A 13,606-nucleotide genomic window follows, 5' to 3' on the forward strand; every position below is an offset into this window, starting at 1 on the left:
GATCATTCAGCCTTAGCAAATGTAATAGAATAATTTCCGAGTTCCTTATAAGTGCCGTTAATCTGTTCAGACAGATACAAAGTACCCTCGCTGATACCAGGTGCACCTGTGATATTCAGATCATACGGGAACTGGATTACCTGATCTTCCAGAACAACTGAAGCAGTCGGTGTTCCGTTTACATTCTGGATCAGTTCCAGACGTACCGAACCTCCGGAATATCCTGACGGAGTATTCAGAGTCTGTGTACATTTCCATACTTCCCCGGCTGCTGCCGCCGCACTGTTATCTGCTGTCTGTGCCGGAGCATCAGATGATGCAGCAGTATCTGCGCTGTCACTCTGAGCCGAAGGTTCCTGATCTCCGGTACTTACTGTGATCACAACATTTACATTATCCGGATCTTCCCAGTTTCCGGCTTCCGGTTCCTGTGAAATTACTTCTCCTTCTGCCACCTCTGTACTCTTTTCCTCTTTTACTTCCACATTGAGGAACTTGCCAAAAGTAGTAACTGCATCATTCTTTGTCATCCCGACAACACTTGGAACCTCCACACTGTCTCCATAGTCCACGCCTCGACTGACAAGCAGTGTTACGCTATCCCCTGCTGAAACAGAGTTTCCGGCTGCCGGAGTTGTGGAGACTGCATATCCCGGATCTGTAACCGGAGTACCATCATCATTTAATTCACTGTATTCTTTCTGTATCTCAACAGTTAATCCCATATCTTCCAGAGTCTGCTGTGCGTCTACTCCGGTCTGTCCATCCACATCCGGAATTGTGATCTTCTGCGCACCCTTGCTGATATAATACTTAATGGTCGTATACTGCTCTACTTTACTTCCCTTTGGAATATCCTGTGAAGAAATGGTTCCTTTTGCCTGATTTGAAGCCTCCTCGCCCATAGGCTGAATACCCAGTTTCATATCTTTTGTGATATTCTTTGCTTCATCCTCTGTTTTTCCTACCAGATTCGGCACAGTTATCATTCCGTCATCATCTGATTCCGATGTATCTGAGGCCTCAGTTTTTTTGTCTGTATCATTGTTACTTCCAATAAGTCCGGACGCCTTTCCTGCGACCAGAATGATTGCTATCAGAATCACAACACCCATCAGAAGCATTACAATAGTCAGCCCATGTCCGCCTCTTTTTTTCTTTTTCTCAGGCTTATCTGATTTCTTCCCGTGCTTTTTCACTTCCGGCTCATCATCATAATCTGTTTCATTGATTTCTTCTTCCAGAGCCTCAGGTTCTGACTTTGCGATCTGCTTCGGCATATGTTTGATCTCGCCAAGCTCCTTATCTGAGATCACAACTGTTTTTGCTTCGTTATCCACAGACGTCAGCGTTACGAAATCTCCCTGTGGATCGATCAGAGAATGCTTCAGATCTGCGATCACATCCTCCATATTCTGATAACGGCGATCCACGCTTTTCTGTGTACATTTCAGAATGATCTGCTCCAGACTGTGGGGAAGCTCCGGTGTATAAATACTTGGAGGAACAATCTCTTCCTGAAGATGTTTGATAGCAATAGCTACTGTGGTATCTCCGTCAAAAGGAACCTTCCCTGTAACCATTTCATACATTGTGATACCCAGTGAATAAATATCACTCTTCTCATCACTGTATCCGCCTCTGACCTGTTCCGGTGAACTGTAATGAACAGATCCCATTACATTTGAGCTTATGGTATTGGAAGAAGCGGCTCTTGCAATACCAAAATCTGTTACTTTTACCTTTCCATCCATGGAAATGATAATATTCTGCGGTTTTACATCACGATGTACAATCCCATGGCTGTGTGCAGCTTCCAGTCCCATGGAGACCTGGATTGCAATACTGGTTGCTTCTTTTACAGAAAGCTTTCCCTTTTTGGAAATGTACTCCTTGAGAGTAATTCCCTCAATAAGCTCCATAACAATGTAATAAACTCCGTTATCGTCACCAACATCAAATACATTCACTATATTCGGATGTGTCAGGACTGCTGCAGCCTGAGCCTCACTTTTAAACTTGCGGATAAACGTCGTATCCTCTCTGAATTCCGGCTTAAGAACTTTTACAGCAACAAACCGATTCAGCTTATGGTCTTTTGCCTTGTATACGTCCGCCATTCCGCCGGTACCAATTTTTCCTAATATCTCATAGCGTTCTGCTATGATCATTCCCGTTTTTAACATGCTTTCACCTCGTCTGTGAATGGTTCTACCAATACAATTGCAATATTATCCTTGCCGCCATTGCGGTTTGCTTCTCTTATAAGTATCCTGCCTTTTTCATCCAGATCTGTAGATGTGTCAGAAATGATTTCCCTCAGCTGGCTGTCCTCAACCATGTTGCTGAGCCCGTCCGAACACATCAAAACTACATCTCCGGGTTCCAGTTTCAGATCAAAGAAATCAATATCCACTGTTTTCTCTGCTCCAAGTGCTCTTGTAATGATATTTTTCTTCGGATGCTTCCTTGCCTGTTCAGGGTCAAGTTCTCCCATTCTTACCATCTCCTGCACCAGTGAGTGATCCCTTGTTATCTGCTGAATCTTCTCTCCGATCACATAAAGTCTGCTGTCACCTACATTTGCCACATAAGCGTAATGTCCTACGATAGTAGCTGCCACTATCGTTGTTCCCATTCCTCTGAGTTTCTCATCCTGCTGTGCCTGGGCAAGAATCTCGGTATTTACACATTCAATGGCATGACGGATTACCTTTACCGGATTAAAATCCGCATCCTGCCGGATTTCCTCCACCATAGATGTAACCGCATGAGAGGATGCATAATCACCTGCATTATGACCACCCATACCATCTGCAACAACAAACAGATTCGGAAGATTTCCAACCGGGTCAGCAGTTGCGAACACATAATCCTGGTTCATCTTCCGCTTTTGCCCGACATCAGTAGCTGAATATATCCTCATGTCACTTCTCGCTTTCTGTTTTTTCCATATAACTTTTTCTTAACTGTCCACAGGCACCATCAATATCACTGCCCATTTCTCTTCTAATAGTAACATTTATTCCACATTTTTCAAGTTTTATTTTGAAATTCTCCACAGCCTGTCTTGTTGAACGCACAAAGGAACGTTCCTTAATAGGGTTTACCGGGATCAGATTTACATGGCAGTTCATATCTCTGATTCTGCCGGAAAGTTCCCTTGCATCCTCATCGCTGTCATTAACTCCGGCTACCAGACTGTATTCAAATGTGATCCTGCGCCCGGTTTCTTTAAAATAATAACGGCAAGCTTCCAGAACCTCATCCATGCTGTATTTGTTTGCGATCGGCATCAGTTCCCGTCGCTTCACATCATTAGGTGCGTGAAGGGAAAGTGCAAGTGTCATCTGAAGCTTTTCTTTTGCAAGGTCATAAATCTTCGGAACCAACCCACAGGTAGATACAGTCAGGTTTCTCTGACTGATATGAAGTCCTCCTTCTTCTGTCAGGATATGTATAAACCTGAGAAGATTTTCATAATTATCAAGAGGTTCCCCCGTTCCCATGACCACAACATTGGAAACTCTTTCTCCTGTCAGAGCCTGTATCCTGTATATCTGATCCAGCATTTCTGACGGGAGAAGACATCTGGTCAGTCCTCCTATGGTAGATGCACAGAATCTGCATCCCATGCGGCATCCCACCTGAGAAGAAATACAGACAGAATTTCCATGTTTATACCGCATGAGAACACTCTCTATCACATTTCCATCACTGAGACGGAACAGATACTTCTGTGTACCGTCAATCCGGGATGTCTGTACATCTACCATCTTCAGTGCTGTGACAGGATATTCTTTCAGTTTTTCCCTCAGGCTTTTGGAAAGATTTGTCATCTCATCATAAGAAGTAACAAGGTGTTCATGCAGCCAGCTGTAAATCTGCTTCGCACGAAAAGGCTTATCTCCCAGAGTGGTCATCAGTTTCTTTAATTCGTCGATCGTCATTGACTTAATGTCTGTCATTACTTATTTTCTCCTGAATTTTGCAATAAAGAAGCCATCTGTTTTGTGTACTCCCGGCAGAAGCTGAAGATAACCCAGAGCTGTTGTCTCAGAATGTAGTTCTTCCGGAAGATACGGATCAATACTCTCCAGTTTGAACGGATGATTATTCATAAACCACAACATGTTCTCTTCATTCTCTTCCTTTGCGATAGTACAGGTACTAAATACCAGCACTCCGCCCGGTTTCACATATTCTGCCGCATTGTCAAGGATTGTTCTCTGAAGGATTACAATCTCTTCCTGCTTCTGTGCTGTCACCCTGTATTTGATCTCCGGCTTCTTTCCAATTACTCCATATCCGGAACATGGGACATCTGCCAGAACGACATCTGCCTTGAGTTCTGAATCTACATCAAATACCGTAGCATCCATCACATGAGCCTGCACATTAATGCAGTCTGTTCTGTGAATATTCTCTTCGATCATATTCACTTTGTACTGGCTGATATCGCGTGCATCTACTGTTCCGTAATCTCCCATTTTATCTGCAACATGGAGACTCTTTCCACCAGGTGCTGCGCACATATCTATCACATAATCCCCTTTTTGCGGATCTGCAATTTCTGCCACCAGCATTGAGCTTACATCCTGCACCTGGATTTTCCCCTGTATAAATGCATCCAGTGCAAGAATATGGTTATAATTTGAAATTTCATATGCATAGGGAAGATAAGGTGCAGGTTTCACTTCCACTCCCTGATCGACCAAGCTCTCATAAATCTCTTTCTGTGGATATTTATGAGTTCTGCAGCGTACTGTAATCGGTTTCTCAGTGAGAAAATCTGTAAGGATCTTTTCTGTTTTTTCTTCCCCGTAATCCTCAAGCCAACGGTTTACCAGTGTTTCCGGCATAGAATATCTGACAGACAGATATCTGACCGGATTTTCTTCCCTTGAAGGAAGTTTCAGATTTTTCCACTCTCTGGCAATCGTACGAAGAACACCGTTTACAAAAGGTTTCAGGCTGTAAAAGCCTTTTCTCTGTGCCAGCTTCACCGCTTCATTACACACTGCGCTGTCCGGCACACTGTCCATAAACCTGATCTGATAAACTGCACTTCTCAGGATTTCCCTGATCACAGGCTTCATTTTATCTACAGATACTTTTGAATATGAATCAATAATATAATCTATTAAAATACGATATTCCAGTGTTCCTTCGCAGACTCTGGTAATAAAAGCTCTCTCCTGTCTTGGAAGGAACTGATATTTGGAAAGAGCATTGCGGATAGCGATATGGCTGTGTTTTCCCTCTTCCTCGATTTCCAGTAATATCTGTAATATCAGTTCTCTTGTATTTATTCCATTAGTCACGGTCTCTTCCTCCGGCAAGTATGATCAGTCTTAAAAGCTGCAGGATTGATGAAGCAAGTGCTGCAACATAGGTGAGTGCTGCCGCTGTAAGAACCTTCCTTGCACCTTTTACCTCATCGTTTCCAAGCATTCCTGAACTTCCAAGCATTTTCAACGCTCTTGAAGAAGCATTGAATTCTACCGGAAGAGTTACAAGCTGAAAAAGAACCGCAAATGTAAACAAAATGATTCCAACAGTCAGCAGTGGACGGATTGAGAAAATCAGTCCTGCCAGAAACAATGGCCAGGAAAGTGTTGAACCGATGTTTGCAACAGGCACAATTGCAGAGCGAAGATTCAATGGCACATAGTTAGTCGCATGCTGAATAGCATGTCCACATTCATGCGCAGCCACCCCGATTGCAGCCACAGATGTTTTATCATATACATCCTGGGAAAGTGCCAGTTTCTTACTTCCCGGATCATAGTGGTCTGTCAGGCTGCCGGATATGGGTACTACCGTAACATCCGTAATTCCCGACATACGAAGAATCCGTCTGGCAGCATCGGCGCCTGTAAGCCCCGATGCACTGCGCACTCTGCTGTAAACAGAAAACGTACTCTTTACCTTTGCAGATGCCAGTAAAGACAGCACCATTCCGATAATGAGCAGTAAATACGTAGGATCAAAATAATAATATCCGTACATCTAATCACTCCTTATGATCTGTAAAAACAATTCCATTTTCAATGTGATATCCCCGGAGAAAGGCTTCTGTTTCCATACGCTTCTTACCTTCCAGCTGTACCTCTGTAAGAATCAGCACTCCTTCTCCACATGCTGTATGGATCCCCTCTTTATCTGCCAGGAAGATTGTTCCCGGAACAGCATCTGTTTTCTCAGTGCTGACTTTACATTTCCACACTTTCAGAGTTTTTCCATTAAGAAATGTATAAGCACTTGGCCATGGATTCAGGCCGCGTACAAGGCGTTCCAGTTCTTCTGCAGATTTTCTGAAATCCATCAGTCCCATCTGTTTGGTGATCATAGCCGCATAAGGTGTAGGACTCTCCTCCGGCTGTTTTTCAAACTCCGCAGTTCCCTGCTCAATAGATGGAAGTGTCTTGATCAGCAGATCCGCACCGGCCTGCGCAAGTTTTCCAAACAGGCTTCCACCTGTTTCTGTCGGAGAGATCGGAATTACTATCTTTGAAATCATATCACCGGTATCAAGACCTTCTCCCATCTGCTGGATCGTTACACCTGATACTTTTTCCCCGTCGATCACAGCCTGCTGGATAGGCGCTGCTCCTCTGTATTTCGGAAGAAGAGACGCATGAATATTGATGCATCCAAATTTCGGAAGCTCCAGGATTTCTTTTGGAATAATCTGTCCATATGCAGCAACAACTATGATCTCAGGATTGATTTCTTTCAGAATCTCCAGAAATTCAGGGTTATTTCTCACTTTCTCCGGCTGATATACCGGAATATCGTGCATAACGGCTTCTTCTTTTACAGGTGTTGGCAATAATGTCTTACCTCTGCCTTTTGGTTTGTCAGGCTGGGTCACTACTGCTGCCACCGCATATCCGGCTTCTGTCAGTGCATGTAATGACGGCACTGCGAAATCCGGTGTTCCCATAAATACTATCTTCATTTGATTATCACTCCTCATCCTCATCATAGGAAACCTGATGAAGTTCTCCTTCTACCAGTTCTGTATACATATGTCCGTCCAGATGATCGATCTCATGGCAGAAAGCACGCGCAAGAAGACCTTCCCCTTCATATTCTACTTCATTCATATCCTCATCCAGAGCTTTTACCTTTACATAGTTCGGACGTGTTACCTGACCAGCCATTCCAGGTACACTTAAGCATCCTTCATCACCAGTCTGTTCGCCTGATGTTTCAAGGATTTCAGGATTGATCAGCACGATAGGACCCTCTCCTATATCGATCACAACAATACGCTTCAGCATACCTACCTGTGGTGCAGCGAGGCCAACTCCCATTGCATCATACATGGTTTCAAGCATATCCCCGATCAGATCATGAATACGTGGTGTCATTTTTTCTACCGGTCTGCTGACCTTTGCAAGTACTTCGTCGCCCTGTAATCTGATTTTTCTAAGTGCCATTTCTTTATTCTCCTCTTCTTTGATTATGATGTTAGAATCAAAAGATATTTTGCCCCTAACCTGATATCTTGATTATTGTTATATCACGATTTCAGAAATTACTGCCTTCCGGATTTCCCTTCTGCAGCAGATTACTTCAGTAATGAGATTTTGAAAAAATCTGCCATAATTAACTGAAATCAAATTGTATGTATATTTTCCGGAAACCGGAATTTATCTCTATGTATTTCTCCAGCTGGTCTTTGATATGTACCAGCGTTTTATGATCTTTATGTTTTAAATAGATAACCTGTCTGTAAATATCCTTAACTTTTCCAACTGACGCATATGCCGGGCCAATGATATGCAGGTCATTTTCTCTGTATATCCTTTCTATATAAAGTTTCAGATAATACATTGCCTGAACCAGTTTCTCATCTTCCGGACCTGAACCCAGAACTGCCAGCATATGTGCCGCAGGCGGATAATCCAGAAGCATACGGTAACTCATCTCTTCCTCATAGAATGCCTGATAATCCTGCACTGCCGCCGCCTGAATACTGTAATGATCCGGATGATAGGTCTGGATCACTGCCTCTCCCGGTTTTTCCCCCCGTCCTCCCCGGCCGACTGCCTGACAGAGAAGCTGAAAGGTACGTTCCGCACATCGATAATCCTCTGCATTCAGCGAAAGATCCGCTGCTACTATTCCCATGAGTGTGACATCCGGAAAATCATGCCCCTTAACGATCATCTGCGTTCCGATCAGTATATCTGCCTCATGAGCAGCAAAAGCTGCAAGGATCTTTTCATAGCTGCCCTTGGTTCTTGTTGTATCAAAATCCATTCTGAGAGTCCTGACTTCTGGAAAATCTTCCCGCACTACCTTCTCGATCTGCTGTGTTCCTGCCTTAAATCCGCCAATATAAGGCGATCCGCACACCGGGCATATCCGGGGTTTTCCTGTCTCATATCCACAGTAATGACATAAAAGCCTTTCATTATTATGCTCCGAAAGAGAAACATCACAATGCGGACACTTCATCACATGTCCACAGGACCGGCAGGATACAAAACCTGCGTATCCTCTTCTGTTCAGAAAAAGCATTACCTGTTCTTTTTTCTCAAACCGGCCTTTCATCTTTTGCCGGAGTTCTCTGCTCAGTACAGACCTGTTTCCTGCTTTTAATTCCTCACGCAGGTCTACGATAGAAACCCGGGGCAGAGGTCTGCTTCCATATCTTGTTGTCAGCCTGACCAGACTATATTCCCCATTCATTGCCTTACTGTAGGCTTCCACTGATGGAGTAGCTGAACCCATTACCACATTTGCATGTTCTAAAACAGCTCTCCTGATTGCAGTTTCCCTTGCATGATAACGGGGTGTGCTTTCACTTTTATAGCTTGATTCATGTTCTTCATCAATAATGATCAGTCCCAGACTGGCAAATGGCGTAAACAGCGCAGATCTGGGACCGATCATCACCTGGACTTCTCCCTTTTTCGCACGTTTAAACTGATCATAGCGTTCTCCCTGAGACTGTCTGGAATTGATAACTGATACTTTATCCCCAAATCTGGCATAAAATCTGCGTACCGTCTGATATGTCAGAGCAATCTCCGGGATCAGCACGATTGCTTCTTTTCCCTGAGAAAGCGTCTGCTCGATCAGCTTTATATACACCTGGGTTTTCCCGCTCCCTGTCACTCCCTCGATCAGTACAGGCTTCGGCGATGGTTTTTTCCACTCTCTCTGTATCTGCTTTACTGCCGCTTCCTGTTCATCTGTAAGCGGCATTCGCCTTTCTCCGGAAATATCACCTGTATTCAGTGAAGTTCTCATTATCTCATCATATTCTATGCGGATAATCCCCTGCTCCTGAAATTTCTTTACAACAGCAGAAGTTGTCCCCAGTTCTTTCGCCGCATGTGTATAATCCAGTCTTTTTTTCTCCAGAAGTTCCCTCAGAAGTCTTGTTCTGGCTTTAAACCTTGTTTGTTCAAGTTCTTTCAGCAACTGCGCTCCCGCCTCTTCGGAAATATCCAGGCATATATATTTTTTCTCTTTTGCCTTGATTTTCTCCTGGATAGGAAGTACTGTCCTGAGAGCCTGGATCATGGTGGAACCATAATTCTCTCTCATCCAGGCTGCCAAAGCGATCAGTCTGGATTCCGTAGTCTCTTCTCCACTGCAGATTTCACTGATTTCTTTAATCTTTTCGGGAGCAATTTTAGGTTCATCTGACAATCCGATCACATATCCTGTACGCACCCGGCCGGCATTTCCAAAAGGGATGGCTGCCACCATCCCTGCCTTTATTTTCTTCTCCAGCCTTTCCGGTACACGATATTGAAAACTCCGATCCAGTTTATCACTGGAAATATCAATTATTATATCAGCATATATCATGAACTTATTCCTGTTTGACCCGCTACCTATTTACCAGCAAGAATATCTGCGATCAGGACACGTTCATCCATAGGATATTTCTTTCCTTTAATTTCCTGATAATCCTCATGTCCTTTACCTGCCAGAACTATAATATCCCCTGGCTCTCCATGATGGATTGCATAAGCGATGGCTTCTTTTCTGTCCGGAATCTCTACATATTTTCCATCGGTTTTTGCCATACCGATCTTAATATCATTGATGATCGCCTGTGGTTCTTCATCACGTGGATTATCAGAGGTAATGATGGTAAGGTCTGCAAGCTTTCCGGAAACCTCTCCCATCTCATAGCGGCGAAGCTTAGATCTGTTGCCTCCGCATCCAAACAGACATACCAGTCTGTGAGGATGATATTCTTTCAGAGTGGTCAGAAGACTCTCCAGAGCCATGGCATTATGCGCGTAATCGATCATCAGAGTAAAATCATCGGATACTTTTACCATTTCAATACGGCCTTTTACCTTAGCTACTTTTAAGGCTTTGAGAATGTTCTCTTCCGAAACCTTAAAATGACGGCAGATCGCAATTGCTGTCAGTGAATTGTAAATGCTGAATTTACCGGGAATATCTATCTCCACATGAAAATCCAGAAGTCCTTTCAGATGGTAGGAAATACCCAGATATCCTTTACCTCCGACCAGCTTTGCATCTTCCGCACGAAGGTCTGCTTCCGGTGAAAATCCATAAGTTTCCAGGCTGCATGTATGACCTTCAATAATCTTCTCAAAATGTTCATCATCTCTGTTTACAATTCCTACCCTGCACTGTTTCAGAAGCAAGGACTTGCATCTGAGATAATCATCAAAATCCTTATGTTCATTTGGTCCGATATGATCCGGCTCAATGTTTGTAAAAATACCAAAATCGAAAACAAATCCCTGAGTTCTGTGAAGCATCAGTCCCTGGGAGGAAACTTCCATAACCACACAGTCACAGCCGGCTTCTGCCATCTCATGGAAATATTCCTGAATCACATAAGACTCCGGTGTTGTGTTCTTTGCAGGGATCACTTTGTCACCGATGATCGCTTCAATGGTTCCGATCAGTCCCACTTTATATCCGGCATTTTCCAGAATAGATTTTACCATATACGTAGTGGTTGTTTTTCCTTTTGTTCCTGTGATACCGATTGTTTTCAGTTTCTCTGCGGGATATCCGAAATATGCGGCAGAAATAAACGCCATTGCATATCGTGTATCTTTCACAAGAATGACTGTCACATCTTCCGGTGCTTCCACAGCTTCTTCCACGATCAGAACCTTTGCTCCTTTTGCAACTACATCCGGCACAAATTTATGGCCATCCACCACTGCACCGCGGATACAGATAAAAAGAGAGCCCTCTTCTACTTTCCGGGAATCATAAATCACATTTTTTACTTCCTGGTCTGTACTGCCCTGAAGACATGTATATTCCAGCTTTTCCAGTAAGGATATTAATTTCATTTTAATCCTCCATATCATTTCCTGCCTGCCTGAATTTTATACAGCCTCTACGGCCATTTCGTTACTGTTCACTCCGTTCACAGTAACTTAGCCAAAATTCATTCCAGATTGCCTGCGGCAATAGAATTTTGGCTTGTATGTCTCGGGATTTTGGCATATTCATGCCAAAACACCTCGCGGGATAGTGATGTGTGAACAGTAACGCAATTTCTTTAAAGTCAGGCAGAGGTGTTTTACTAAAGCGTATATTCTATATAAGAATAGCACACCTCCCCTGTCGTTTCAACGTTGTTTCTCTACTTCTGCTGTTTTTTTGTCTTCCTGTAACAGAATGCACTGACTCCGGACATGATTGCAAAAATCCCCAGTACAATATACAAAGCCGTTTCTGTCTCATCTCCTGTACGTGGTTTGGAAGCAGTAGTATAAGCACTTCCGGACTTTGAGTCATATCCATAACTCTGGGAAGCCAGAGATGCCGGTTGCGGCGTAACTGTAACAATATTATCAGTTTCCTTTAATTCTACGTTTGCCTTAGATGTCATTGCCTGTGTACCAGTCTCATCAGATGTAACGATTACCTCATTGATCAATTCCTGACTTGCCATATATTGTGGAACAGTCACTGTGGCGTAAAGTGCAAAAGCCTCTCCCGGTGCGATCTGCGGAATCAGAGCCTGTGTGCCTGTGCTGTTTAATGTTACGCCCTCTTTCCTGACAAAGTTTGCCTGAATACCGGCATTTTGGAATCTTTCTGTACTGAGAACCGAATGAAGTGTTCGCTCACCCGTATTCCTGATGCAGATCTGATATGTGATCGTATCTCCCGGATATGCCTGTGTTCTGTCCGCAGTTTTCTCCACCTCAAAAGCCGCCTTTAATGCAATGACTTCTGTTTCGACTGATTTCTGACATCCAATACTTTCTTCCTTTCCCGGATATTTCGCTTTTACAGTTACTGTATGAATAAGCTCTCCTGCCTGCTCTTCTGTAAGCTGTACTGTCATCTGAAGATTTCTGATTTCTCCTGCCTTAAGACCTGAAATAATTCCCTGCATACCATTTGCAGTAAATCCCTCTTCCTGTTTCCATTCGGCTTTTATATTATCCTGAGAAAAAACACTGGATATCTCTATATTTTCCAGAGGTAATTCTCCTGTATTCTCTACAGACAATATATAAGTAAGGTTCTGCCCTGCACGTACCTCTTTCGTCTCCTGCTGTAACCGGGCTGTGATCCCTGTTTTTGCCTCCTGTACGGAAAGCAGAGCTGAAGGAGTTTCTGCAACAGTCCGGGTTTCATCCCCTGATTTCATCCAGAAATACGCACCTGTCCCCTCCCAATCTTTGCAAAGCGGTGCATCCTGGCACAGAGGATAATCTGTTTTTACAGAAGAAATACGATATTCTTCACGCAGAGACACCGGCACTTTCATGGTAAAGATATCTGTTTCCGCATCTGAAAGTGCAGTCTCACAGGTCAGCTTTGTAATCTGGGTTGTCTCACCTTTCTTATTTTGTATCTGTACGGATTCAGCCTGCAGATCATTCTTTAACGCTTCTGCATTTACCTGAAAATATTCTGAAATATATACAGTCAGAAAATATCTGGTTTTATCTTCCCTGATCTCATTTTGGTTCTCCTGCTCACTCTGTTGTGTCTGTCCGGTTTCTGTGTCAGATCCTTCTGCGTTTTCTTCTGCCTTCCGGTATTCTTCGCTTTCTATATCTTCTATATCTATTACTGCACTCTCTAATTCACACTCTGTATTTTCAGAATCCACTTCATCTGTCGTATTTTCTGCTGCTTCTGCTTCTCTCACTTCTCCATCCCATGTACTATTTTCCATCTGCAACTGTCCGTTCTCCGAAGCAGTATTTTCCTGTTGACTTTTGTACAGTTCTTTCAGACCGCTCACTTCCAGTGTCAGTTCTGCCTGAAATTTCTCTTCATCGATCCACTGTGCACTCTGCTTTAAACCCACAGCAGGAACATATAACTCTGCAGCTTCAAATTCTGCTGCTGATACTGCTCCTGCTCCCAAAATCCCGACAGCAGCCGTTATCATGACTGCTTTTTTTAACTGATTCCATATTCTTTTTTTCATTCTCTCATTCTCCTGAATTTTTATTCTATGTCATCTGAGGTACTTCCACTGTCAGAATGATATCGGTACAGTATCTTTCGAGATTATAAGTTCATATCCACAGACATACGCATCTCTCCTCTCTGTTTTGCACAATAAATAAGATTTTCAGAGTTTCTGCTCAGGATTCAAAACCAT

At 43.4% G+C, this 13,606-nt stretch carries 10 protein-coding genes; all 10 read right to left on the minus strand.

Annotated features, from left to right (window positions below):
• Window positions 1–2: 2 nt before the first annotated feature.
• The 10 genes from pknB to LJE12_RS12480 all read right to left on the minus strand — a co-directional run bounded on the left by pknB (window position 3) and on the right by LJE12_RS12480 (window position 13,429).
• Window positions 3–2,186 (minus strand): Stk1 family PASTA domain-containing Ser/Thr kinase, encoded by a 2,184-nt coding sequence (gene pknB / locus LJE12_RS12435; RefSeq protein ID WP_227292201.1) that lies wholly within the window; start codon window positions 2,184–2,186, stop codon window positions 3–5.
• The gene (locus LJE12_RS12440; RefSeq protein ID WP_022380479.1) at window positions 2,180–2,926 is read right to left on the minus strand and encodes a Stp1/IreP family PP2C-type Ser/Thr phosphatase; all 747 of its coding nucleotides are present in this window, start codon (window positions 2,924–2,926) and stop codon (window positions 2,180–2,182) included. Before LJE12_RS12440 ends, pknB begins: the two co-directional genes overlap by 7 nt.
• Before the next feature lies 1 nt (window position 2,927).
• The gene (gene rlmN / locus LJE12_RS12445) at window positions 2,928–3,968 is read right to left on the minus strand and encodes a 23S rRNA (adenine(2503)-C(2))-methyltransferase RlmN (protein WP_022380480.1); all 1,041 of its coding nucleotides are present in this window, start codon (window positions 3,966–3,968) and stop codon (window positions 2,928–2,930) included.
• Between the two features lie 3 nt (window positions 3,969–3,971).
• Window positions 3,972–5,324, minus strand: coding sequence for a 16S rRNA (cytosine(967)-C(5))-methyltransferase RsmB (gene rsmB / locus LJE12_RS12450; RefSeq protein WP_055052687.1), 1,353 nt, complete (start codon window positions 5,322–5,324; stop codon window positions 3,972–3,974).
• Window positions 5,317–6,012, minus strand: coding sequence for a zinc metallopeptidase (locus tag LJE12_RS12455; RefSeq protein WP_055052688.1), 696 nt, complete (start codon window positions 6,010–6,012; stop codon window positions 5,317–5,319). Before LJE12_RS12455 ends, rsmB begins: the two co-directional genes overlap by 8 nt.
• 4 nt (window positions 6,013–6,016) lie before the next feature.
• Window positions 6,017–6,964: a methionyl-tRNA formyltransferase gene (gene fmt, locus LJE12_RS12460; protein ID WP_020993619.1), complete on the minus strand. Its 948-nt coding sequence runs from the start codon at window positions 6,962–6,964 to the stop codon at window positions 6,017–6,019.
• Between the two features lie 7 nt (window positions 6,965–6,971).
• The gene (gene def, locus LJE12_RS12465; RefSeq protein ID WP_008706495.1) at window positions 6,972–7,448 is read right to left on the minus strand and encodes a peptide deformylase; all 477 of its coding nucleotides are present in this window, start codon (window positions 7,446–7,448) and stop codon (window positions 6,972–6,974) included.
• A gap of 169 nt (window positions 7,449–7,617) precedes the next feature.
• On the minus strand, window positions 7,618–9,837 hold the full coding sequence (priA, locus tag LJE12_RS12470; RefSeq protein ID WP_227292203.1) for a replication restart helicase PriA: 2,220 nt from the start codon (window positions 9,835–9,837) through the stop codon (window positions 7,618–7,620).
• Window positions 9,838–9,863: 26 nt separating this feature from the next.
• Complete coding sequence (locus LJE12_RS12475) at window positions 9,864–11,321, minus strand: UDP-N-acetylmuramoyl-L-alanyl-D-glutamate--2,6-diaminopimelate ligase (RefSeq protein WP_227226843.1); 1,458 nt, start codon at window positions 11,319–11,321, stop codon at window positions 9,864–9,866.
• Window positions 11,322–11,617: 296 nt separating this feature from the next.
• A complete protein-coding gene (locus LJE12_RS12480; RefSeq protein WP_055058134.1) occupies window positions 11,618–13,429 on the minus strand; it encodes a DUF7507 domain-containing protein in 1,812 nt (603 codons plus the stop codon).
• Window positions 13,430–13,606 lie beyond the last annotated feature (177 nt).

The sequence above is a fragment of the Blautia sp. DFI.6.71 genome (assembly GCF_020593585.1).
GTDB lineage: Bacteria > Bacillota > Clostridia > Lachnospirales > Lachnospiraceae > Blautia_A > Blautia_A wexlerae.

Coding starts and splice junctions, on each gene's coding strand:
- def (WP_008706495.1), bottom strand. CDS start 7,448: ATGGCACTTAGAAAAATCAGATTACAGGGCGACGAAGTACTTGCAAAG.
- LJE12_RS12455 (WP_055052688.1), bottom strand. CDS start 6,012: ATGTACGGATATTATTATTTTGATCCTACGTATTTACTGCTCATTATC.
- LJE12_RS12480 (WP_055058134.1), bottom strand. CDS start 13,429: ATGAAAAAAAGAATATGGAATCAGTTAAAAAAAGCAGTCATGATAACG.
- LJE12_RS12440 (WP_022380479.1), bottom strand. CDS start 2,926: ATGAGGATATATTCAGCTACTGATGTCGGGCAAAAGCGGAAGATGAAC.
- LJE12_RS12475 (WP_227226843.1), bottom strand. CDS start 11,321: ATGAAATTAATATCCTTACTGGAAAAGCTGGAATATACATGTCTTCAG.
- rlmN (WP_022380480.1), bottom strand. CDS start 3,968: ATGACAGACATTAAGTCAATGACGATCGACGAATTAAAGAAACTGATG.
- fmt (WP_020993619.1), bottom strand. CDS start 6,964: ATGAAGATAGTATTTATGGGAACACCGGATTTCGCAGTGCCGTCATTA.
- pknB (WP_227292201.1), bottom strand. CDS start 2,186: ATGTTAAAAACGGGAATGATCATAGCAGAACGCTATGAGATATTAGGA.
- priA (WP_227292203.1), bottom strand. CDS start 9,837: ATGATATATGCTGATATAATAATTGATATTTCCAGTGATAAACTGGAT.